The 24,673-nt window shown below is 40.1% G+C and carries 22 protein-coding genes; 11 read left to right on the top strand and 11 right to left on the bottom strand.

The window, feature by feature from the left end:
* Nucleotides 1-70 precede the first annotated feature (70 nt).
* The 3 genes from FTT98_RS02745 to FTT98_RS02735 all read right to left on the bottom strand — a co-directional run bounded on the left by FTT98_RS02745 (nt 71) and on the right by FTT98_RS02735 (nt 6,904).
* Nucleotides 71-2,251 (bottom strand): SulP family inorganic anion transporter, encoded by a 2,181-nt coding sequence (locus FTT98_RS02745; RefSeq protein ID WP_180041026.1) that lies wholly within the window; start codon nt 2,249-2,251, stop codon nt 71-73.
* A gap of 235 nt (nt 2,252-2,486) precedes the next feature.
* Nucleotides 2,487-4,454, bottom strand: a complete 1,968-nt coding sequence (locus FTT98_RS02740; RefSeq protein ID WP_180176955.1) for a DUF2075 domain-containing protein — start codon at nt 4,452-4,454, stop codon at nt 2,487-2,489.
* An 89-nt stretch (nt 4,455-4,543) separates the two neighbouring features.
* Nucleotides 4,544-6,904 carry a Tex family protein gene (locus FTT98_RS02735; protein WP_180041024.1) on the bottom strand — a complete coding sequence of 787 codons (2,361 nt, stop codon included), beginning with the start codon at nt 6,902-6,904 and terminating at the stop codon, nt 4,544-4,546.
* A 335-nt stretch (nt 6,905-7,239) separates the two neighbouring features.
* Here FTT98_RS02735 and ompR point away from each other — a divergent pair, with 335 nt between their 5' ends.
* The 5 genes from ompR to FTT98_RS02710 all read left to right on the top strand — a co-directional run bounded on the left by ompR (nt 7,240) and on the right by FTT98_RS02710 (nt 12,816).
* Nucleotides 7,240-8,004, top strand: coding sequence for a two-component system response regulator OmpR (gene ompR, locus FTT98_RS02730; RefSeq protein WP_078189809.1), 765 nt, complete (start codon nt 7,240-7,242; stop codon nt 8,002-8,004).
* 246 nt (nt 8,005-8,250) lie between these two features.
* Nucleotides 8,251-9,711, top strand: coding sequence for an ATP-binding protein (locus FTT98_RS02725; RefSeq protein ID WP_111885830.1), 1,461 nt, complete (start codon nt 8,251-8,253; stop codon nt 9,709-9,711).
* Nucleotides 9,712-9,917: 206 nt separating this feature from the next.
* Complete coding sequence (locus FTT98_RS02720) at nt 9,918-11,435, top strand: acetyl-CoA hydrolase/transferase family protein (RefSeq protein ID WP_180007250.1); 1,518 nt, start codon at nt 9,918-9,920, stop codon at nt 11,433-11,435.
* Nucleotides 11,436-11,561: 126 nt separating this feature from the next.
* Entirely contained in the window at nt 11,562-11,981 is a 420-nt protein-coding gene (locus FTT98_RS02715; protein WP_078189811.1) for a GNAT family acetyltransferase, read from the top strand.
* 148 nt (nt 11,982-12,129) lie between these two features.
* Nucleotides 12,130-12,816 carry a DsbA family protein gene (locus FTT98_RS02710; RefSeq protein WP_180022688.1) on the top strand — a complete coding sequence of 229 codons (687 nt, stop codon included), beginning with the start codon at nt 12,130-12,132 and terminating at the stop codon, nt 12,814-12,816.
* Between the two features lie 76 nt (nt 12,817-12,892).
* On the opposite strand, the gene FTT98_RS02705 is transcribed toward FTT98_RS02710, so the two are convergent.
* On the bottom strand, nt 12,893-13,093 hold the full coding sequence (locus FTT98_RS02705) for a dodecin family protein (protein WP_067761311.1): 201 nt from the start codon (nt 13,091-13,093) through the stop codon (nt 12,893-12,895).
* 237 nt (nt 13,094-13,330) lie between these two features.
* On the opposite strand from FTT98_RS02705, the gene FTT98_RS02700 reads away from it, so the two are divergent.
* From FTT98_RS02700 to FTT98_RS02680, 5 genes are all read left to right on the top strand, one after another.
* Nucleotides 13,331-13,579, top strand: a complete 249-nt coding sequence (locus FTT98_RS02700; protein ID WP_218950681.1) for a glycine zipper domain-containing protein — start codon at nt 13,331-13,333, stop codon at nt 13,577-13,579.
* A 234-nt stretch (nt 13,580-13,813) separates the two neighbouring features.
* Nucleotides 13,814-14,002, top strand: coding sequence for a hypothetical protein (locus tag FTT98_RS02695; protein ID WP_180010237.1), 189 nt, complete (start codon nt 13,814-13,816; stop codon nt 14,000-14,002).
* Between the two features lie 350 nt (nt 14,003-14,352).
* A complete protein-coding gene (locus FTT98_RS02690; protein WP_180007056.1) occupies nt 14,353-14,532 on the top strand; it encodes a hypothetical protein in 180 nt (59 codons plus the stop codon).
* Nucleotides 14,533-14,543: 11 nt separating this feature from the next.
* On the top strand, nt 14,544-15,992 hold the full coding sequence (locus FTT98_RS02685; RefSeq protein WP_180176949.1) for a hypothetical protein: 1,449 nt from the start codon (nt 14,544-14,546) through the stop codon (nt 15,990-15,992).
* Between the two features lie 98 nt (nt 15,993-16,090).
* Nucleotides 16,091-17,251, top strand: coding sequence for a hypothetical protein (locus tag FTT98_RS02680; protein ID WP_180041283.1), 1,161 nt, complete (start codon nt 16,091-16,093; stop codon nt 17,249-17,251).
* Between the two features lie 68 nt (nt 17,252-17,319).
* Here FTT98_RS02680 and FTT98_RS02675 read toward each other — a convergent pair whose 3' ends face one another.
* From FTT98_RS02675 to FTT98_RS02650, 6 genes are all read right to left on the bottom strand, one after another.
* Nucleotides 17,320-17,595, bottom strand: a complete 276-nt coding sequence (locus FTT98_RS02675) for a hypothetical protein (protein WP_180041285.1) — start codon at nt 17,593-17,595, stop codon at nt 17,320-17,322.
* 153 nt (nt 17,596-17,748) lie between these two features.
* Entirely contained in the window at nt 17,749-19,668 is a 1,920-nt protein-coding gene (htpG, locus tag FTT98_RS02670) for a molecular chaperone HtpG (RefSeq protein WP_111885837.1), read from the bottom strand.
* A 117-nt stretch (nt 19,669-19,785) separates the two neighbouring features.
* Nucleotides 19,786-20,133, bottom strand: coding sequence for a lysozyme inhibitor LprI family protein (locus FTT98_RS02665; protein ID WP_078189819.1), 348 nt, complete (start codon nt 20,131-20,133; stop codon nt 19,786-19,788).
* A gap of 156 nt (nt 20,134-20,289) precedes the next feature.
* Complete coding sequence (locus FTT98_RS02660; RefSeq protein WP_180041289.1) at nt 20,290-20,904, bottom strand: OmpW family protein; 615 nt, start codon at nt 20,902-20,904, stop codon at nt 20,290-20,292.
* Nucleotides 20,905-21,210: 306 nt separating this feature from the next.
* Nucleotides 21,211-22,578: a Na+/H+ antiporter family protein gene (locus FTT98_RS02655; protein ID WP_078192837.1), complete on the bottom strand. Its 1,368-nt coding sequence runs from the start codon at nt 22,576-22,578 to the stop codon at nt 21,211-21,213.
* Nucleotides 22,579-22,674: 96 nt separating this feature from the next.
* A complete protein-coding gene (locus FTT98_RS02650) occupies nt 22,675-23,550 on the bottom strand; it encodes an alpha/beta fold hydrolase (protein WP_180041291.1) in 876 nt (291 codons plus the stop codon).
* Between the two features lie 128 nt (nt 23,551-23,678).
* On the opposite strand from FTT98_RS02650, the gene FTT98_RS02645 reads away from it, so the two are divergent.
* Nucleotides 23,679-24,161, top strand: coding sequence for a DUF4442 domain-containing protein (locus tag FTT98_RS02645; RefSeq protein WP_078189823.1), 483 nt, complete (start codon nt 23,679-23,681; stop codon nt 24,159-24,161).
* A gap of 50 nt (nt 24,162-24,211) precedes the next feature.
* Here the strand turns inward: FTT98_RS02645 and FTT98_RS02640 are convergent, their stop codons facing one another.
* Entirely contained in the window at nt 24,212-24,568 is a 357-nt protein-coding gene (locus FTT98_RS02640) for a DNA transfer protein p32 (protein ID WP_078192840.1), read from the bottom strand.
* Nucleotides 24,569-24,673 lie beyond the last annotated feature (105 nt).

Here is a 24,673-nt window from a genome sequence, read left to right as displayed (position 1 = left end):
TGTATTTTAGTTCAATAAAAAGGATCATCATGTGTTCATGATGATCCTTTTTTATGTCATCGGATTTTATTTATCCGAAGAAATTAACCCGTCCAGTTCTTACATCATACACTGCACCAACAATCGCCACTTTACCTTCTTGCACCAATTGCTGTAGCACTTCACTATTTTGCAAAATATAGCGGATGTTGTAATGCACATTCATTTGCGTCACTTGCTCTAAAAATGCCGGACTCAGCGTTTGTGGTTGCATCAATTCGGCAACACGCGATACAGACTCATTGAGTGGCCCCAGCACATATTGAATATGTGGCATACGCGTCAGGCTCTGAATCGATTGACCAGCTAAATGCAACTGACAAGCACTGCTAACCGCACCACAGTCCGTATGACCAAGCACTACGATCACTTTGGCGCCGTTGGCTTCGCAGGCAAATTCTAATGAACCCAAAACTTTTTGCCCCGCGACATTCCCCGCTATGCGCAAACTAAATAAATCACCAATTCCAACATCAAAGATCATTTCAGTCGGCGCACGAGAATCCATACAACCTAACACTGCCGCAATCGGATGCTGCCCTTCTTCTGCGGTCACCCGCAGTTGACGATAGATATCTCGTTGCAAACGCTCATTTTGTACAAAACGTTCATTGCCTGCTTTAAGCAAAGCGAGCACAGCCTCTGGCGTCAAACGTTGCTGTAAAGCTGCAGTACTAATATCTATATCTAATGCCGCCTCCTGCGCATCGGCATAGTGTGCCTTGAAACCAATCAACTGCACTTGCACTTTACGCTGTGCTGCCTTTTCCTGCTGGTACTCTTGAATGAGTTGGAAAATATCAGCATCCATATCACTCACATGTGTGGCATCAATCACCACTTGTTCGCCGCGATGGATATGCTCCAATGCCGAAATTAATGCCGAACGGTTGAGAAAACTGACTTGTGAAGGCAATTCAATCCGTGTAATAACCCCATGTAAATGATGCTCTTTATACACCTTCAGTCCCTTATTAAAATTGGCGTATAAAATAAAGGCCGCACTACTGGCTAAACCAATCAAGATTCCGAGCAATAAGTCTGTGAGTAAAATCGCCAACAAGGTAATGATAAAAGGAATAAATTGTTTCCAACCTTTTAAATACAACTGTTTAAACAATTTAGGATGCGTCAGTTTAAAACCTGTGAGGATTAAAATTGCAGCTAATGCTGAAAGCGGAATCATGTTCATCAAAGGCACTAAACACAGCACGGCAAACAGGAGCAACACGCCATGAAAGATGGCAGAACATTTACTTTTAGCTCCAGCACTGGCATTGACCGAACTACGAACAATTACTGACGTCAGCGGCATCCCGCCTATAGCGCCCGAAACAACATTACCGATACCTTGCGCCCATAGCTCTCGGTTGGGGGGTGACGAACGCTTATGCGGATCTAATTTATCTGCTGCTTCCAAATTCAATAAAGTTTCTAATGACGCCACAACCGCCAAAGTGATAGCCCCTGTGTAAATCAGAGGATTATTTAAAGCGGTCCAATCTGGAAAAATCATCACATTTTGTGGCTGATCCCAAAGATTTGGAAGTTGGATGAGGTTCGATGGATGAACTGCCAAAGGTGACCCACTAAGCACCAACACAGCATTACACAGTGCAGCAAGAATGACAGCAACCAAGGCCGAAGGCAAAACCCACTTTTTGCAAGGGCTCTGCTCCCATAGCAACATCAGCACAAGGCTACCGATACCGATCAGAACGGCACCAATATCCCATTGCAAATCGAGCGGCTGTGACTGCCACAGCACAGACCATGAAAATTGGTTCAAGCCAAACAAATAAGGTATTTGACTCCCAATCAAAATCAGCCCGATAGCTGCCAACAAACCCAATATGACATTGTTCGGAATAAAGTTGGCAAAGAAACCGAGCTGAAATATGCCAAATCCAATCTGTAAAATACCGGCAAAAACAATACACAATAAAAAGGCGGCATAGTTGCCGCCGAGTAGTTCAAGCTGTACCAAAATGACTGCTGTTAAACCTGCTGCAGGCCCTGCAACACTGATATGTGAGCCACTCAGTGCCCCAACTAAAATACCACCGACAATGCCGGCAATAATACCAGAGAGAATCGGTGCGCCAGAAGCCAATGCAATGCCGAGACATAGTGGTAAAGCCACGAGAAATACCACTGTTCCAGATAAAAAGTCGTGAATATGAAATCGATATCGTTCAATTTTAGATGTCATCATTTTACCGTTTATAATAAATATCAAATAATTAGATGTAAGTATGTAAAGCCTAAAGTTTGTGACCACTTTATGGCGTGACTTATATATTGTCTGACAATCGAACGATTCTATAGTGTGTTTTGATACGTAATTTGTGTGATTTTTACACTTTATTGCGAAGTTTAAGATTCAGCTCATTTATCTTTGATAGGCCTTAAAAGAAATAAAAAAACCTCCCAAATGGGAGGTTTTTTTATAGCGTATTGAAACCACATTGCTTCAAAAAATTATACGTCGAATCATAATATTTCTTGGGACGAGTCCAGTCACTGTCATCTACAGATGGTATATACAACACCATACCTTGTCGCGCCCGAGTCAGTAGCACTCGATATGCATTTAACAGGTATTTCTGCTTTTCAGTTTGCCTTATATTTTGCCATCGACTACCTTTAAAGGCTTGAAATTGCCAATCTTGATCAAAATAAAAATTAATATCCCATGCCACGCAACTGTAATCTATTTCCAAGCCTTGCACATCAAACTCAGTTGCAATATCTTCCAAATAATACGCAGAACGTACATCTGTATTTGAATTCAAAAACCAATCTGCAGGTGTTATTTTATTCTTTACATCAATACCTTCGGCTTTTAAACGTCTGGCACCCGAACTAGCAATAACCCCAAAGCGCTCTGAACCCTTAGCCTTTCTTTTTAACCACTGTTTAGCAACATTAAAATCACGACAAAGCAGAATAGGATAATCTTGGGACATCATATGGTAAGTTTCTTTCGCGGACTTTGCATCACCATCTAATACATGTTGAATCAAATGTGAAACTTGTTCGCTGCGAAATGACCGGACAGAAACAGCAAGATGTAAATCTTCCTCATTTTTTCCATTTTTTTGAACCCAGAATTGTTGTTTAGGATCAGTTAAATAGACTTTATCCTGCAAAATTTTGTTAGAAAAGTAGATCTTCCATTTCGGGTATTTATGTTCTAATGCTGATAGCCATTCAGAAACACCTGCTTCTCCAGTGTTAATCTCCTGCCCACCACCAATCAGGCAAACAACGACACACCAATCAGCGTGGCGATCCATAACACTAATGATAAACTCTGGTTCAGACATCGAAAAATTATCAATACCTTTTTTCTGTTTCATAAAGTTTGAAACCTGATCCTTTTGCCAGGCCCTTTGAGCTTCATCAAAAATAACGACTTTTTCGATTGGCACCTCATTTGATTTCAAATAATGATCTCTAAAATGATGAATATTTTGTACAAAGGCTTTGGCTTCACGTTCTGCCTCAGATCGCGTCTTTTTTTCTGTTTGTTGCTTAGCAAGTTCCACGGTATTTCGAACCAATGCTTCACGTAAAACATCAACTAAAGGACCATTCCCAGATAAAAATACAGAATGTTCTTGTTCATTTGTTTTTAAACGCTGGTTCGCAATATTAAGACCGGCCAATGTCTTTCCTGCACCAGGTACACCCGTTAAAAAACAAATCGTTTTTTTATTTGTTAATTTTGCATCTTCAATAATTTGTTCGATTTTTTTCGAAGTGATCGCTAAATTTTTTGCACCGGCATCACTTCTAGAAATTTCATCCACTGTATGACCTTGATATAACGCCTGAGCTGCTTCAATAATTGTGGGTGTTGGTTTATATCGAGACTCAACCCACTGTTTGATATTAAGTTGCGTAAGACCTGCAAATTGATAAAGCGCTTGTTCGATTACAATCCGTAAATTATGGGTGTTACAGCATAAAGTATCTTGATAAGTGGATACCGCTGACCATGACTGTTCACAACTTTGAGCTTGGGTTGAAATTAAAAGTGGTATGACCTTTTGCTGATGACTACCTTCATGAAAATTCAACAAATCCAAACAATAATCTATGACCTGAGTCTTAGCATATTGTGGGTAACTCTTTTCACCTACTTTAAATTCAATAACAAAAATTAAATTACGTATCAAAAGAATGTTATCTACGCGCTTACCCATCCGTGGAATAGAGAATTCAAAAAAGATTTCTCCCTCATCTAAAAAATCCAACTGTTGTTTTAAAATCTCAATTTGTTTTAACCAAGCGTTCTTTTGTAAATCTTCCAATGCAAATTCATGCTGTAGTGCCAAAGCCCCCATAATTTCTTGTTCATTTGTATGTATGAATTGTTGAACTGAACCCTGATAATAACTACGTAACATCATGATCTTCTAAGTTTATTTAAGCTTTGATTGTTTTAATCTTATATAAAAAAACCTCCCATATGGGAGGTTTTTTTAACAGTTAAAGATTACTTCGAACCTTTAATCCCTGCTTGTAATAACAACGCACCTAAACCACCAATTTTATTTTCTTGTGGTTTCGCTGCTTGAGGTTTTTTATGACCTTGTGGGCGGTCGCCTTGCGGACGGGCATGCTGTGGACGTTTCGCATGTGGCTTACGCTCACCTCGTTGTTCTTGCTGTACATTGTCACGACGTGGTTGACGTTGTGGTTTCGCTGCAGCAGCACCTTCTGCACGCATAGACAAGTTAACACGGTTACGCTCAACATCGACATTCAAGACACGAACTTGAACAATTTGACCTGGCTTCACGACTTTGTGCGGATCTGCAACAAATTCATTTGCAAGTTCAGAAATATGCACTAAACCGTCTTGGTGTACACCCACATCCACGAATGCACCGAAGTTCGTCACATTTGTAACCACACCTTCAAGCTGTAAACCTTCAGTCAACTGAGCCACTTCAGTGATGTCTTCACGGAACTTCGCCGTACGGAACTCTGGACGCGGGTCACGACCTGGTTTCTCAAGTTCAGATAAAACGTCCTGAATCGTTGGCAAACCAAATTGATCATTCACAAATTCTTCGGCGTTTACTTGGCGAATAATTTCAGTATTACCAATAATATCTTTGACTGTGGTTGCTTTCGCTGCCACAATTTTTTCTACTAAACCATAAGATTCAGGGTGAACAGCAGAAGCATCAAGTGGCTCAGAACCATCTTGAATACGTAAGAAACCTGCTGCTTGTTCAAAGGTACGTTCGCCTAAACGAGGTACTTTCTTCAAACTTTGACGGTTATCAAAACGACCATTTTCTTTGCGGAATTCAACGATTTGCTGTGCAATCGATTTATTTAGACCCGCGATATAACCCAAAATAGCAGATGATGCTGTGTTGACATCAACACCTACTGAGTTCACACAGTCTTCCACAACCGCTTCTAGCGTTTTTGCCAAACCGGTTTGGTTCACATCATGTTGGTATTGACCCACACCAATCGATTTAGGATCAATCTTCACAAGTTCAGCCAATGGATCTTGTAAACGACGTGCAATCGATACAGCACCGCGGATCGATACATCTAAATCTGGCAATTCATTTGACGCCAATTCAGATGCTGAGTAAACCGACGCACCTGCTTCAGATACTGACACACGAATCAAGTTCAAGTCTGTATTTGCTGCCATCATTTCAGCCACAACAGCTTCAGTTTCACGGCTTGCAGTACCATTACCAATCGCAATTAATTCAACATTGAATTCGCGGCAAAGGCGCGCAAGTTCAGCAACTGAACCAGCTTTGTCTTCTTTCGGAGCAAATGGGTAAATCGTGCTGTGTGCAAGAACATCACCTGATGCATTGACAACAGCCAATTTCACACCCGTACGGATGCCAGGGTCTACACCCAATGTGCAACGTGCGCCTGCAGGAGCAGAAAGTAATAAATGACGTAGGTTTTCAGCAAAGACATCCATCGCTTCAGCTTCAGCAGCCAAACGTTTTTCAGTCAATAATGAATGTTCAATCGCAGGACGAACTTTACCGAGCCAGAATAATTTTGCAGTTTGTTTTAAGAAATCTGCACGTGCTTGTGGTTGTGCTGTTTCTAAATTGTATTCAGTATCAATACGAGCCAATGGTGCATCATCTTCACCATCGACTTTTAAGCCCAAGACATTTTCTTGACGGCCACGGAGCATCGCCAATAAACGGTGTGAAGGGACTTTATTTAAGCTTTCAGAGAAATCAAAGTAATCACGGAATTTTTTACCGACTTCTTTTTTCTCATCGCTTGCAACTAAACTTTTCAACACTGCAGTTTTCGCAAATGTCGCTTTTAGCTCAGTAGTTAATGCAATATTTTGTGCCCAGTCATCAATTAAAATGTGTTGAATCGCATCTAATTGGCTTTCAACATCAGCATAATCTTCATGACTAAAACCAACTAAAGCTTCGGTTGGGTCTACCGCTTCATTAAAGATTTTTTCAGCGATTGGGCCTAAACCCGCTTCTTTTGCTTTAAATGATTTACTGGTACGTTTTGGACGATACGGCGCGTAAATCTCTTCTAAAGCATTTTTAGTTTCTGCTGCATTCACGCGAGCAAGTAAGTCATCAGATAACTTGTTTTGTTCTTTTAGAGATTCGATTACCTTTTCACGGCGCTCAAATAAATCACGCAGGTAAGTCAGACGTGTATCGAGCTGACGTAATTGAGTATCGTCCAGACCTTGCGTCACTTCTTTACGGTAACGTGCGATAAATGGAACACTGGCACCTTCATCAATGAGCTTGATGGCAGCTTCAATTTGATTTGGACGTACGGCAATTTCTTTTGCCAACTGCTGAACTAAGTCAGTCATCGTATTAGATCCCTGCAAGGATAAGTTCTAAAAGCCATGATTATAAAGACCAAGACCATAAAATCCACAATTGTTTTTATAAATTTATTCGTGGTTTTTAATGCCAATTCATCTCAAATACACATTTTTTTACGAAACTGACTATGAAACAGCAAATTAGCGAGACTTAGACAAGCAAACTGATTCGAACAACATGTATACATTTGGTATCTATGTCTTGATTTTAACTGCAATATTTGTTGCTTTAGAGCATAGTAAATTTATATAAATGAATCGTATACTCAAGTGAAATCGACTTTTTGTTTACGATGACAATAAAGAATAAGGAGCACGTCATGAGTTTAGTTGTACCTGCTGAAAAAACAGATGCCGTACAAGCCGAAACCGACCGAGTCGAACGCATTCTGGTTGTCGATGATGATGTGCGTCTACGCACCCTCTTACAACGCTTCCTAGAAGATAAAGGTTTTGTGGTCAAAACCGCACATGATGCGACTCAGATGGATCGTCTGTTGCAGCGGGAACTCTTTTCCCTGATTGTGCTCGACTTTATGTTGCCTGTTGAAGATGGCTTGAGTATTTGCCGCCGTCTGCGCCAATCTAGCATCGATACCCCGATCATTATGCTGACCGCTCGTGGTAGCGATTCAGACCGTATTGCAGGACTTGAAGCCGGTGCAGATGACTATTTACCAAAACCATTTAACCCGAATGAGCTATTAGCTCGTATTCGTGCAGTCCTACGTCGCCAAGTGCGTGAAGTTCCGGGCGCACCAAGCCAACAAATGGAAGTGGTGTCTTTTGGTCCGTGGTCACTCGACCTGTCTACTCGTACATTAACCCGTGAAGGTCAAGTCGTCACATTAACAACGGGTGAATTTGCCGTACTCAAAGCATTAGTTCAACACCCTCGTGAACCACTGACACGCGACAAGTTAATGAATCTTGCTCGTGGTCGTGAATGGGGTGCTATGGAGCGTTCAATTGACGTTCAAGTTTCTCGCCTGCGTCGTTTGGTTGAAGAAAACCCGGCACGTGCACGTTATATCCAAACTGTTTGGGGTGTGGGTTATGTCTTTGTTCCAGATGGTGCTGAATAAGCCATAAAATAAGACCTGAGAATCGAGTCACCGTACCTCATGTCCGGAAATACCATTCGCTGCTGTCTGAGCCACTTGAAATTGAATGAATAAAAGTAATGTGCGCGAGTTCAGCGAATGGCAAAAATTTTGGTTACTTTTTTAAAAAGTAACATAACGAACTCCTCCCGAAGAACGTTCCAGCAGTAAGATTCCATCGCAAAGAATAAAAACTGCCTTTCAAAAAATTTGCTTAAAGGATTCTGCGTGAAACTCGAACCCATCGACCCACAGGAATTTACCGACTACGTTACCTACTCCGAAAAAAAACGGACACCTTGGGAACGCTTCCTCGATAAAATCAAACCCCGCTCTGCAGCCATGCGGACCACCGTATTGGTCTTATTTGTGGTGTTTTTTAGCCTGTTTATGTCCTTATGGTTCTTTTGGCGCACACTCTATTTACCCGAAATTCAACAACATGCTCGTTACCTCGCGGTCGAACTTGAAATCATTAACAATCCTGATTTACGGATTTTTCATAACAATGCCGAAGTAGATGTCGACGACTGGATGCGCAACCGTGTCGGGATCGAATATGTGACCGATCCGAAAGAATTCCCCAATGTCAAAGACAAAGTGATTGCAGAGTTCTTTACCAATCAAATTGAAAAGAAACTGGCCAAAGAAATGCGCATTGATAATGCGACCGTGTATTTCCAATTTAAACCTGACCCACGCATCTGGATTCAAACTCCAGAAATGAATGGAAACTGGGTTCGCGAGCCTTTAAAAACCTATGCCAACTATAGCGCAGAGCTGATTTTAGGTTGGTTATTGGGTATTCCGCTGATTGCTGGCATCATTATCTTAACCTTGGTTCGTCAGCTCAACCGTCCACTAAAACGTTTACAAGATGCGGCAAACAACTATAGTAAACACGGCACTGCACCTTATTTAGAAACCAACCATGGGCCACAAGAAATCCGTGAAGTAAACCAAGCCTTTAACCACATGGTCTACACGCTGGAACAAACTGAACGTGATCGTCGTATCATGTTGGCCGGTATTTCCCACGATTTGCGTACTCCGCTGACCCGTATTCGACTCAGCGCAGAAATGATGCCTGATGATGACTTCCTAAAAGAAGGTCTGATTTACGATGTTGAAGATATGGATGCGATTCTGAATCAGTTCATTTCGTATATGCGAGATGGTTCAGATGAAGTTCCGCAAGATACTGATTTAAATGCGCTATTGCAGGAATTAGTGATTCAATTTAAACCTTTAGATATTCGCTTTGAACCTCAAGACTTACCGATTATTCAAGCACGTAGCCTGTCCTTAAAACGATTAATAGGCAACTTAATCAATAACTCAAAACGCTATGGTGCCGAGCCGATTGAACTGTCTACCGAATATGAAGGTGACCATATTCAAATTCGCGTTGCCGATAATGGCGAAGGGATTCCTGAAGACCAAATTGAAGACCTGATGCAACCTTTTGTACGTGGTAATGATGCACGTACCATTCAAGGCAGTGGACTCGGTTTAGCCATTGTAAAACGTATTGTGGATATTCACGAAGGTCAACTTTCAATTCACAATCGAGCAGAAGGTGGACTCGAAGCGATCATTTCTTTACCACTGCAAAAACTCGAAAATGATGAAATATTAAACAACAGCCCATTGGAAAAAATTAAGCAAAGTTTAACTGAACGCTTTTAACAAGCGTTCAAAAAAGCAACGAACAGTTTTGTTTAAGCTTTAACCATTGATATTTTTAACCTTATTATTCAGTGGTTTAAAAATCATAATAAAATCTTATACCCACATTTTTTCAAAAAATTAGACCTTAGCCTAACAGGTATGCAAAATGGCTTTTTTGATCGGTACAATCCGTATCAGTTTTGAGAATTTCACGAGAGTATATGATGTCTTTAGATCGCATCCGTTTAGCTGCCCTTCACGACAAAGTTATCAGCGCAGAAAAAGCTGCTGAATTCATTCAGGATGGTATGACGGTAGGTATGAGTGGTTTCACACGCGCAGGTGAAGCGAAAGCTGTACCTTTAGCGTTGGTTCAACAGGCTCATGCTAATCCTCTTAAAATTACCCTAATTACTGGCGCGAGCTTGGGTAACGATTTGGACAAAAAATTGACTGAAGCAGGTGTTCTTGCTCGTCGTTTACCGTTCCAAGTAGACAATACATTACGTAAAGCCATCAATAAAGGCGAAGTGATGTTCATCGATCAGCATTTGTCTGAAACAGTTGAACAAATGCGTAACCTTCAGCTTAAAAAGCCTGATGTGGCAATTATTGAAGCTGTTGCGATCACTGAAGATGGTGGCATCATTCCTACAACGTCTGTAGGTAACTCTGCAAGCTTCGCAATTTTTGCTGAAAAAGTGATTGTTGAAATCAACACCAACTTAAGCCCAGCATTCGAAGGCTTACACGATATTTATATCCCAACATATCGTCCAACACGTCAAGCGATTCCATTGACTCAAGTTGACGAACGTATTGGTACACATGCAATCAACATCGATCCTTCAAAAATCGTAGGTATCGTATTTAACAACGAATTGCATGACTCTCCATCTACAGTGACTGCACCTGATGATGAAACTCAAGGTATTGCAAACCACCTTATCGCTTTCTTTGAAAAAGAAGTAGAAGAAGGTCGTTTACCGAAAAACCTTGGTCCATTACAAGCAGGTATCGGTTCAATTGCAAACGCAGTATTGACTGGTCTTAAAGATTCGAACTTTGAAGACTTGATCATGTACTCTGAAGTACTTCAAGACTGTACATTTGAATTGATCGACGCAGGCAAAATGAAATTTGCTTCAGGTTCTTCTATTACGCTTTCTGCTAAATATGGCGAAAAAGTATTTAATAACCTTGAACAATACAAAGACAAACTTGTATTACGTCCACAAGAAATTTCTAACCATCCAGAACTTGTACGTCGTTTAGGTATCATCGGTATCAACACTGCGCTTGAGTTTGATATCTACGGTAACGTGAACTCAACTCACGTTTGCGGTACAAAAATGATGAACGGTATCGGTGGTTCAGGTGACTTCGCACGTAATGCACACTTGGCGATCTTCGTGACTAAATCAATTGCAAAAGGCGGCGACATTTCTTCTGTTGTTCCATTTGCTTCTCACATTGACCATGCTGAACACGACGTTGACATCTTAGTTACTGAACAAGGTCTTGCTGACTTACGTGGTCTTGCTCCACGTGAACGTGCTCGTGCAGTAATCGACAACTGTGCTCACCCTATGTACCGTGATGCGCTAAATGATTACTTCGACCGTGCATGTGCGAAAGGTGGTCAAACACCTCACCTTCTACGTGAAGCATTGTCTTGGCACATCAACTTCGAAGAGAACGGCCACATGTTAGCTGCTCAACCAGAAGTTAAAACTGCTTAATTGACAGTGAATAAAAAAACGCTCTTCGGAGCGTTTTTTTATGGCTTTTATTTTTCAATATGACTTATCAAGTCTGCAAAACTCGACTAATCTAGATTGGTCAAAATACATGCTAAAACAAAAATTATGTTTATTATCCGCCCCTATCTCGAATCTGATTTAGATGATGTGATTGCACTTTGGGAACTGTGTGATCTGACCCGTCCATGGAATAACCCTGAAATTGATATTTTTCGAAAACTAGCGCAACGTGATCAATTATTTTTATTGGCTGTCAAAGATGATCAATTGATCGCAACTGTGATGGGTGGCTATGATGGACATCGAGGCTGGGTCAATTATCTCGCCGTACATCCACATTTTCAGCGAAATGGTGTCGCTACTGCCCTCATTCAGCAATTAGAAAAACGCTTAATTGCTTTAGGCTGTCCAAAACTTCAATTACTGATTCGCCAAGACAACATTGACGTACAAAATTTTTATGAACAATTGGGCTATGAAGAGGTTGAAGTGATTTGTTTGGGTAAACGTTTAATCACGGATTAATAGTCCGACAAATCTTCGGTCAAGCCTTGTATCAACATCAAAAAAATTCGACATTGCGCCATCGAAACAAAAATGGATTGCATTGCTTGGCTTTAAATTTTAGGATTTGCCCCCATCATTTTCCCAGAATATAGAAAAGAGATTTCCCATGCGTGTAGATATCTGGTCAGACGTGGTTTGCCCATTTTGTTATATTGCGAAAAAACGCCTTGAAGCTGCTGCCGAAGAATCGGGTGTAGAACTTGAAGTGTTTTGGCATAGCTATCAACTTGATGCAGATGCGCCCGCTCGCCTAGAAATTTCCAATACTGAACGTCTGGCTCAAAAATATGGCCGTAGTATTGAAGAAGTAGAGGAAATGCAGCGCAATATTGCCGAAATGGCAAAAGCTGAAGGTATTGAATTTAACTGGCAAAAAGCCAATTCAGGCAATACTTTCAACGCGCACCGCTTGATTCATCTTGCACAAAGCAAAGGTCTCGGTAGTGAAGCCAAAGAAGCTTTCTTCTATAGCTATATGACGCAAGGCTTGGCCATTGGTGAACGTGAAACCTTAGAAGACGTTGCATCTCGTATTGGTCTAAACCCTGTTGAAGTCGATGACTTATTAGACTCAGATGAATTTGCTGATTTCGTCAAATACGACGAAGAAGTAGCACGCGATCAACTTAAAGTTACGGGTGTACCGTTCTTTGTATTTGAGCAACGCATTGCTTTAGCTGGCGCTCAACCGAAAGACGTGTTTAAACAAGTGATGGACAAAGCTGCGGAACTTCCTGAACTTGCTCCTACACCTGTATGTAATGATGAAAGCTGTGAAACGCCTGAAAAATAATTCAGCGTGTTCAAACAAAAATCCCCGAACTTCGGGGATTTTTTATGATCAGTTTTTAACATCAATAAAATGAAACTTATTCCACCAAGAAGCTGATTTTTAAGTTCACTCGATATTCTGCAATTTTATTGTCTTTCACCACGACTTTTTGTTCATTAATCCATGCACCCTGAACGTTTTTCACAGTTTCAGTGACTTTATTAATTCCCGTTTGAATTGCATCTTCAAAACTTTTTGTGCTACTTGCATTTACTTCAACGACTTTAGCAACAGACATTGTATTTATCCTCATTGTTATGATTTTGAATCTTCATCATATGATTAAGTCACTTATTTTGGTTATTTTTTAAACATCAAAACAGCAAAATATTACATGTCTTACACAGGAGTGAATTCCACTTCGAGGGATTACAAACTGACCATCATTTATTACATGCTTTCTGTTTAAGCCAAGGCCACTACCGATTAGGCTAAAAGCTTCATTCTTCTAACGATCATGCTCGGGAGTAATGTCATGACTATTGAACCTCAAGCAACTTCTGCTGAAACCGAACTATCTACCAATACAACCCCTCAAACAACCGCCAACGAGTCGCAAACAGGGGAGAATAGCTTTCTCTCACGTTTTTCTCCGACCGTCAAAGGTGCTGCGATCGGCGCTGTTGCAGGCAGTATTTTGCCTGTTTTTGGTACGATTAGTGGTGCCATTATTGGTGGTATCGCAGGCAAAGTCTATGAAAAGAAATGTGCCAAACATTCATAGATTTTTCATCTATATCTGAGTGATACGCCGCTGTCACTCAGCCACTAAAAACTCTAGAGCAATAACTCTAATAGACTGTTTTATATAAATATTAAATCCTACCATTTATCTTGTGTTGCCGAATCGATCATTTTTAATTGATTATTTTTTGATATTATTTTCACATAAATTCAAGTGATTAATTTTCTCCCTGACTCAATTTTTGAGTTACTAATGATTGATAGGAATACACAAATGAACGCAATCAAATATGCTATGGCTGTTGCTGTGATGGCGCTTTCTGCAACTGTTTCTGCACAAATCGTTTATGTACCAGATTTTCCAGTAAAAAAAGCTGTGACTGCTGAAACTGCCAATGCAGATAACAAAGCACCTGCTGCAGATACAACTAAAGTTGTAACAAACACAGAAAAAAAAGCATAATTTTTAGCTGATTTTTCCATAAAAAACCGATGGCTCCCACCATCGGTTTTTTATTTTATGTGCCTTTACTTTGGGCTTTATTCTTTACTTAACATTAAAAATGAACATCTAAAAGCGCTCGATCGCTGATGATGACTTCAAAAAAATTGATCAAACCATACCGCTATATCTTTTGCAAAACCTATCTTTAAGCTAATGATTTGGTATTATTTTTAAACAAAATGCGCATTAATTGTCATATTTAACGCTTAATTTGTAGAAGCTGACATTTATTTCCATGTTTTTTTTAATGAAATCTCTATAATCAAATGAACTAATCGACTTCTTTATTTTTAAATTTACATTGTCCTATGCAAGAACTTCAGGCACTGATACAAGGAAAAATTTCACCGCAGGTCATAGATATTGAGCACCTGATTGAATTGGCCAATACATATCGAAACCCGAATTCGGCTGAATATAAATTAGTAGAACTTGCAACCAATATTGTATTGGCTAAATATTTAGAAAAAGCACAAAAAGTCCTTTAGGAAGTGGACAAATGAATTTACAAGACAAAGTACAATTAATAAAAGAAATCCATGTACTGACCCATCAACTTGAACATCGTGCTTTGAGTTTTTATGAAACTGCGCTTTCTAAACGTCGGATTCATGAAATTTTTGCCTTATGCGATGAACCGATTTTTCAAAAGCAAATATTAAGTTATCGTGCATTAACTAAGCCACAAATGGCTGCCACTGAATTTTCCAAACAAACGCCATATTCATTGTTATTTCGTGGCTATTTTAACCATGATGCTGCACTTGAAAATGCTTTATATCAATATCCAGAGATGGGTTGGGCCTTGCTGCATGACCATGAATTAGGTTGGCAAGTGTGGATGATTCCAGCCAAACAGCGCACGGCTTTACTCAGTGAATGGGGCAATTTTAACGAATGCTATGATTGGTTAATTGAACAACAACAGCTATATAAATGTTTAATCAGTGATACCGATCTAAGTCTACATACCTTACGCCTAAAGGATGAAATCATTACAGCGCCAAGCTGTGTTGCCGCAAGTGTGGACGACCTACTGCCAATTGAAGCGATAAATAAAGACGGTTCTGTCGATCTAGATCATTGCGATAAGCAAATCAATGAAGCGGATACGTTGCTTGATAACTCAAATACAAATAAACCAGAGCTTTCTGCACCTGATACCATTCCTCTTGTTCTAATTGAGCAGCCAACACATGCGCCATCGGAGGAATATCTCAACTCGACAATGGCAGGCGTTGAACTTCCTGAACAGGTTCAAATCGCTCAATACACCGCTCGCGTTCAAACGCTGCAAAACATCGATGCGCAATTGGCCTTGTATGAATTGCAGTTTATAGATCAGCCTGAACTCACAACACAACTTGATGTTCTATTACATACGACAGATGGTACAGATTGGAAAAACCAGCCACTGTATTTAGCAGAGCAAATCAATACCGAAGGTCGCTTCATCAAATATCTCTTGTTGTTTGGTGCACAAACGCAAATGGAAGCCATTCGACTCTCTCAGCTGTTTTGCCAACAACATCAACATGAACTTGCTGCGATTAAAGTCTTATCATGGGACAATCTAGAGCAACTCTGTGCTGCACCTGATCAGCTCTATCAACAGTCTCAGCATGCTGAAATGATTTGGTCGCAAAACGACTATTATCCATTTATCCCGGCACAGTTAATTCATACGCAAAAATTCATTCATTTTGATGAACCTGAACAGACACTACATACCCCGTTGTTATTATTACAAGAACGTCAAAAAATACGGTTAATCCACGGTCAAAAACGCATGGCACTCTTGCGTACCGAACAAGCCCTTCCCTATTTGATCCTCCATCGACAACAAGGTTTAAATTGGCAGAGCATCCAAAATGTGATCCAACAATTGCCTCAACCCATTGATGTGATTTCGCTTTATCAAGCACTTAAGCAAATGACCGAAGAATAATTGCATTTATTTTGTAGTTTGGCTTGCATTTATCCGACAAAAATAACAAAACTACAGATGCAGGATACTCAGATGATAATTAAATAGAGCCAAAACATATGCATAAAAAACAACAGTACTTTATTCGGACTTTGCTTTTTTCCGCATCAATGAGCTTGATGTATCAAGTTGCTTGGGCCAATGAAACTGATGCTGTCGTCAATGAAACTGAGGGTGAACATTCGCAGGATGTGCCTGTAACTGACCAAAATTCACCGTATATCACGCCAAAGACCTATGATTTTTTAGATCAAATTCCACGTTGGATTGATGCAACACCGACCTTCTTACCTGAACAATCAGATCACCCCATTGTTCCGACAACAGAACAAACGGAAAGTAATAGCTGGACCGATAAGCAACAAAAAAAAGTTCGTCAATGGGCAGATCGCACTGCAGTCAAAATGGACCATTGGTTTGGGAAAAGTGAGCCAGAAAAGCCTGCCAATGCAACCCTACGGGTCATTTTAGATAACAGCTGGGATAAACATGACGGTTACGAAATTAAGCCACGTATACGAGGAAAAATTAAACTCCCGACCTTGGAGAAAAAGTTAAGCGTCGTGTTTGGTGATGACTCTTTGGATAATGAGCTTGAAAATAATGCCGCGATTACCAATGAAAATCCGGATGGACGAAACGATAAACATTATGACAATAAGCAAACCCGTGAAGATAACAGTTCGCTCGCGTTACGTTGGTCAGAAATTTCAGATCGACTGCCCTTCGAAACTGACGTTGATCTAGGTTTACGTTCTGGTGATGACCTATATGTCCGCTTAAAAGCAGCTAAAAAATGGCAACTCGACAATGATTACAGTTTTTTAGCCGAACAAATTTATCGTTATGGTATCGATAGTGAAAATTATCTAAGAACCAATTTAGAATTAACCCATGCTCGTCCAGGCCAACCCTTTATCTCAAACCAATTCAACCTGACCTATGCAGATGCACAGGATGATGATCTGAAATGGGATAACTTCAGTTACCGCCAACACCAATTTTTTAAAGGTAACCGATTCAACTACGGCCTATATACAGGTGGTTTTTACAATAACGATCAACTGCGTTTAAACAGTTGGGGACCCTATGTATCATGGCGACAGCCCTTTCTGCGCGAATGGTTTTATATCCAAGGTGATCTCAACTACCTCAACAACCATCGTGACGATAAAAGCCACTTTGTGGGCGCCTTAGTGCGCCTTGAAGCCTTGTTCTAGAACCCGCTATTTCACAGCGAATAAAAAGCCCATCTCAACAGGATGGGCTTTTTTTAAATAACTCAGCTTCAATTTTTCTTAATCACACGTACACGATCATTACGTACAATACTTGGCTGTTTTTCAGCGACTTTTTTCACTTTAGGAAAACTATACTGAACACGATCATTTCGCATCACACGGCGACTATCTACAAAAGGATTGATATCGTATTGTGCGATCTGCTTTGAAACCTGCACACGGTCATTACGCACCATTTTTTGCTTAGCGCTATCTGCCTGAGCAGATTGCATGAGACCCATAGAGAGCAGCGAGCCCATTGCAGCGATCACTAAAATTTTCATCTTAAGATTCCCAACACTTAATGATCGTTATTATAGATTAATTATTTATTTTTAATTTATTTTAAAGATTAAAACATGGACGTTTTTATTCATGTGCTCTATCGAAAAACCAAATAAAAAACCTCCCGAAGGAGGTTCATTTCATATCTACCGTTACTTCAGCAATAAGCTGTTAATCCGTTTGATGTATTGGGCAGGATCTTCGGGTAAACCGCCTTCAGCAATCAACGCTTGATCGAAGATCACATTCGCCAAATCATCAAATTGCGCTGAACCTTCTAATTTTTGTACCAACGGATGGGATGGATTGATTTCCAAGACTGGTTTTGACTCGGGAACCGCTTGTCCTGCTTGTTTTAGCATACGGACCAGTTGCGGTGATAACTCACCCTCAGCCACCACCAAACACGCAGGAGAGTCCACTAAACGTGTTGTTACACGCACTTCAGAGGTCTTATCTTTTAACGCATCCGACAGTTTTTCAACAACAGGTTTAAACTGCTCAGCAGCTTCCTCAAGTGCTTTCTTCTCTTCAGCATCTTGTAGATCACCCAAATCAACTGCACCTTTTGATACATTCTGTAATGGTGTTCCATCAAACTCAAAAACAAATTCCATCGCCCACTCATCCACTCGTTCAGTCATGAGCAGCACTTCGATACCTTTTTTCTTGAACAATTCAAGTTGTGGTGAGTTTTTCGCAGCATTTAAACTATCAGCAGTCACATAGTAAATTGCCTTTTGGCCTTCTTTCATATTGGCTTTATAGTCTGCAAATGATGTTTTCACTTCATCATTATTTGACGAAGCAAAGCGTAATAATTTTAGAATACGCTCACGATTCGCCATGTCTTCGCCTAAGCCTTCTTTTAAGACTGAACCAAACTCAGCGTAGAATTTTGCAAACTTCTCTTGATCAGCAACATCTTCAGATTTCGCCAAACCATCTAGCACCGTTAAAATACGGCGGGCGTTACCTTCACGAATCGTTTTCACGTCGCGACTTTCTTGTAATAATTCACGGCTTACATTAAGTGGTAAGTCTGCGCTATCCACCACACCTTGAACAAAACGTAAATAATTTGGAATCAAATTATCCGCATCATCCATGATAAATACACGTTTCACATAGAGCTTAATTCCTGCTTTAGCTTCACGTGTGAAAATATTGCTTGGTGCGCGAGATGGAATATAAAGTAACTGTGTATATTCCGTACTTCCCTCTACACGGTTGTGTGTCCATGCAAGCGGGGCTTCAAAATCATGGCTCAGGTTTTTATAAAACTCAGTATATTGTTCTTCACTGATCTCATTTTTATTACGCGTCCATAATGCACTTGCTGAGTTAATCGCTTCCCACTCATCCGTCAGTACATATTGACCAGGTTTTGCTTCTTCGCCTTCGGCAGCTTCCTCTTGTTGCCAAACTTCTTTCTGCATCTCAATTGGCAAACTAATATGATCAGAGTATTTATTAATAATCTGCTTAACTTTGTAACGATCTAAATAATCTAAAGCATCCTCGCGTAAATGCAAAATGATGTCGGTTCCACGTGAAGCCTTATCAATTGGCTCTACATCAAACTCACCTGTACCATTACTAACCCAACGTACCCCTTCAGCGGCATTTACCCCAGCACGACGTGATTCCACTGTAATTTTTTCAGCAACAATAAAACCTGAATAGAAGCCCACACCAAATTGACCAATCAATTGTGCATCTGACTTTTGATCACCCGTAAGCTTCGACATAAAATCTTTAGTGCCAGACTTAGCAATCGTACCCAAATGATCAATCGCTTCTTGTTGTGTCATACCAATACCATTATCCGAAATGGTAATTGTCTTCTGCTCTTTATTTAAATGAATACGCACATGTAAATCTGGATCATTTTCATAATATTCAGGATGGTTAATCCCTTCAAAACGTAATTTATCACAGGCATCAGATGCGTTTGATACTAACTCACGAAGGAAAATTTCAGGATTTGAATATAAAGAATGTGTTACTAAATGCAGTAACTGAGCCACTTCCGCTTGGAAGCTGTGTTTTTGAGATTGTTGTTCGCTCATCAGTCTCTCCGTTCATACTGAGTAAAATTATCAATTGCCTATATGAATGGAGGGACTTCACTATTTTTCAATAGTGTGAATGGAAAATTTTTATTCTATCGCACTAAATTTTAAGGTTTAAAAAGGTCCTTGTTTATAAACGCGGTCCATGTAGAGATCCAGTTTTTGCTGCCGCATTTTATATACATCACTTAAACAACTGACATTGTCACGGCACTGATCGCGTAGTTGTAGCCATTTTATTTGTTGATCTTGAATTGCACCACGTGTCCCCATGGGAACTAAATGACGAATAATCGTATAGGTCGTGGCCATTTTGACATCGGCATCATTAATACTCCGGTTATCACAAACCGCATGTTCGGTAATGGTTTTCGCCTTTTTACAATCAAAACTTGCGGCATAACTTGTCGAAATAAAATAAGCACTGCCCAAGACCAGCATACCCTGAATAATTTTTTTCATCGTCTTTTCTCTTCATCCAACTTGCTGATTTATCTCGACTCTAACACTTCTACCTAAATTTTCTATTGCCTATTTGTTCAATTCGATCAACTGATGAATGGAATATGCTGCATAAAAAACCCTGCCTAATGGCAGGGTTTTAAGATCAGTTACAGCTTAGAATTTGTAGCTATAACCAATTGTATACACCATAGGATCGATATCTAAATCAAATTTAGGTACACCTGTAATTTCCACTTCTGGGCTAATCTGAGCATAGCGTGCATCAAAGAATACGCCCCAGTTTTTAGCATCAGCTGGCTGGTAGTTAAAACCGACTTGACCTGCAAAACCATAAGACTCTTTCACTTTAACCTTTGTGCCTTCTAGCACACCTGAACCATCTTCATCCCAAGCAACAAATGCTGTACCACCCACACCAATGTAAGGTGTAAAGCCAGTTGAATTTTTAAAGTTATATTTCGCAGTAATTGTTGGTGGAAGATGTTTCAATTTAACACCAGCAACTTTTGAACCCGCAGCTGTTACATCCACATCATGACTAATTGGTGTAGCTAATAGTAATTCAGCTGAAATGTTGTCATTAAAGAAATATTCTACAGACGGTGTAAATGCAAACTCATGATCCGCTTTTACATTTAAAGCACCATTAGCAATATCAGTATCTGCAGTTGGAGCAATTACAGAAGCACCAACTTTAACCTGCCATTGACCAGCCATCGCTGAAGCAGACATACCCAATAATGCAATAAGAGCAGCTTGTTTTAACATTTTAAAGCAACCTTCTAGAATGAATAATTAATATTAAACATTAGTATTAAAATTATGCAACATTATTATTTTATAAATTTTTACATTATTATATAAGTCATTATTAATTATATATATTTATTTTAATCATAGTGCAATGCTTGGTTTTATATTTTCACCGTTATAATTAATTTATTATTCATAATATACCAACCTTTTTAATCAGAATTAATAAAATGAATTATTTTAATCCAACCAAAATCCTCAGGATTAAATAAAAAAAAAGGCGATTATATAATCGCCTTTTTATTTATCTTTGAAAATTTTTTAGAGTACCATTGCGGCAATCCAACCAAAGATCATTAATGGAATATTGTAGTGAATGAAGGTCGGGACCACACTGTCTTTCATGTGGTCATGCTGACCATCCATATTAAGACCTGATGTTGGCCCTAAAGTTGAGTCTGATGCCGGAGAACCTGCATCTCCTAAAGCTGCTGCTGTACCAATAATTGCAATCGTTGCCGCTGGGCTAAAACCAAATTGAATACAAAGTGGTACATAAATAATGGCCAAAATTGGGATTGTTGAGAATGAAGAACCAATACCTAAGGTAATTAATAACCCAATTAATAACATCCAAAATGCCGCTAAACCTTGGCTGTTTCCAATCCATTCAACTGAAGCTTGTACCAGTGTTGGTACTTGATTCGTAGCCTCAATCACAGATGCAAAGCCTTGCGCAGAAATCATAATGAAACCCACCAGTGCCATCATGCGCATACCACTGATAATGACATCGTCGGCTTCTTTCCACTTAAAAATACCTGCACAGCTTAAGATCGCAACACCAACGAGACCGGCCAAAATCATCGACTCAGATATGACTTGAACAGAAAGCGTAGCAACCACTGCAACCGCAGCCATAATCAAAGTAAATTTAGCGACTTGTGGTTTACCATTTTCATCTGCTTTTACATCAGAGGAGATGGTGTGCTGTGATTCCTTAACCTGAACGTCAGCATACTCTCGTGGTTTACGGTAGCTATAAAAAACAGCAATTAATAAGCCAACAAACATCCCAAATACTGGAATTGCCATAGCAGTTGGAATTTGATCATAGCTGATGTTGAAACCGTATGGCTTACCAAAGGTATTGATGTTTTGACCTAAAATATCATTAAGGAAAATAGCACCAAAACCAAAAGGTACCAGCATATAAGTCGCCACAAGACCAAAAGTCAGAACACAAGCAATCAAACGACGGTCAAGTTTTAAATGATTAAATACGCTGAGTAATGGTGGAATTAATACTGGAATAAACGCAATGTGCACTGGAATCACGTTTTGTGAACATACGGCGGCTAAAGCGATAGTAGCGAAAATTACGTATTTCACGCGATTCTGGGCTTTCACATTACTGTTACCTTTGAGTTTAGTAATGAGTTGATAAGCCAGTAAATCTGGCAAACCTGAACGCGCAAGTGCCAAAGCAAATGCCCCCAACACGCCATAAGCAAGTGCGATTTGAGCACCGTTGCCTAAGCCACTATTAAACGCTTCGATGGTGCCATGAATACCAAGACCAGCTAACAAGCCACCTGTTACTGCACCAATGATCAGCGCAAATACAACAGGCACGCGTGCCAGCGACAGTCCAAACATGACTGTAATTGCGGCAAGAATAGCAAACATAAGAAAAAAGGGAGTCTGACAAAAAACCGTATTTTATCAGAATTTGCTCGCTATTTAGCCCCCTATCGATGAAACTGCCACTGTTGAACGATTTACTTAAAGCTGCTGTGATTGCGCAAATTGAGCGATGTAACTTGCAATTTTTTCGGGTTGGCTCAGCACGGCCCAATGATTGGCATTGACTTCAACTACAGATAAATCTTCAACCCAATTAGGTAATTCTTTAATGTAATCTGGACTGACAAAATTATCATGTTTCAACACAATCGCTTGTACAGGACAGACCGCATGACGTTGTCTAGGCTGAGTTAAGCGGGGAATAAAATTAGCACGGTAAAGCGCAATACCGTGTTTACCATCATGCTGAATATTATGATTCAAAGGCAATTCTTGAGTACGTTCTAAATCATTCACAATTTTTCCCCAACGTTCAGCATTCAAAAAATGCCACGCGGTCGGTGCCAAAAATGGTAATTGGAATACCCCGATGTACCATGACTTACTTAATAATTTGAGTAATTTTTTCTGCTGATGCTTGAAGCTATTTCTGAGCAAAAATGCCGCATGATCCAAACATGGCCCAGAAATAGTTGAATAAGACAAAATACGTGAGCGAAATTTTGGCTCAGTCACCGATTCCCAAGATTGGATAGAGCCCCAATCATGCGCGGCCAAATGAAAACTACGTTCGCCTAATACCGCTTGCGTTACACTATCCAAATCAAGTGATAATTGCTCCAAACGATAATCTCGTACTTTACGGGGCACAGATGACTGCCCTGCACCTCGCACGTCATAGCTCACAATATAAAATTTAGAACCAAGATGTTCAATAACCGGTTCCCATACTTCCTGATTATCAGGATAACCATGAACCAAAACCAATGCTGGCTTTGTTTCATCACCCCATGTCTTCACATAGAGCCGTTGTTGATCTGTGGTATTCACCCATTGCGTATTTAGTGGTTGCATTCTTCTTGTCCTTTTATCGATTCCATCGAATTGACGTTTTATTTGTGAACATGGGCAATGTGATCAATGCCACAGTTTGGAAACTCATTTAGTATGCAAAGTTCAGCATAAAAAAAAATTGACCCAGTATGAGCATAATCCAGAAAATAATGACAATGCCTATTGTCTCTAAATTCTTACTCAATCATTATGCCCCTTATAAAGGTGCTGGCATTTCGATTGATAAAATTGATCTCGCCAATTATCACATTCGCGTCAAAATGCCATTAACTCGTAAAAATCAAAATATCGTCGGTGTACATTTTGGCGGTAGTCTTTATTCAATGGTTGACCCATTTTATATGTTGATTTTGATGCATCACCTTGGCTCACGTTATATCGTGTGGGACAAAGCTGCAAATATCCAATTTTTATCCCCCGGGCGTGGAACGGTATACGCTGACATCCAGCTCGACCCAAATGAAATCAATCATATTAAAAACTTAGCAGATAACCACGCACCTGTACTACGGAACTATAGCTTAAATATTTTTGATGAAGCAGGCTTACGTATCGCTGAAGTTCAAAAAACCCTATACATTCGTCGCAAGCAACCCCGTCCACGCAAATAAAAAAGGCGCTTATCTTTAAGCGCCTTTTCATTCAAATTTATCGGATTGGATTAGCGATTTTGCTCAATTGCAGCACCTGCACCACCACCGATTGCACCACCAATCGCAGCACCGGTGTTACCACCAAAGATACTTTTACCGACTGCAGAACCAATCGCACCACCTACACCACTATATGTGGCATTTCGGTTTGAACCGTTTTGAGTTTTACTACCGACAGCTGCACCAGCACCACCACCAACGGCTGCACCTACACCACCACCGACATTATTACCCACACCACCACCTATAGCACCACCTAAAGCTGCAGCACCAATACGTTGTTCATTTGGCGACATGCTTTCACAACCAGCAAGCATTAGGGTCGACATCATCGCGACTGCGCATACGCTCATTACTTTTTTCATTGTGATGTTCCTTGTCTTCTTCAATACCTATGATTCTAAAACCATTGTATGAAACAATTAAATATAGCTTGTTACGGCTTGGAGCATAAATGCTGCATTTTGTAA

The sequence above is a fragment of the Acinetobacter sp. YH12039 genome (assembly GCF_013420015.1).
GTDB lineage: Bacteria > Pseudomonadota > Gammaproteobacteria > Pseudomonadales > Moraxellaceae > Acinetobacter > Acinetobacter amyesii.
This window is presented reverse-complemented; position numbering and strand designations above follow the sequence as displayed.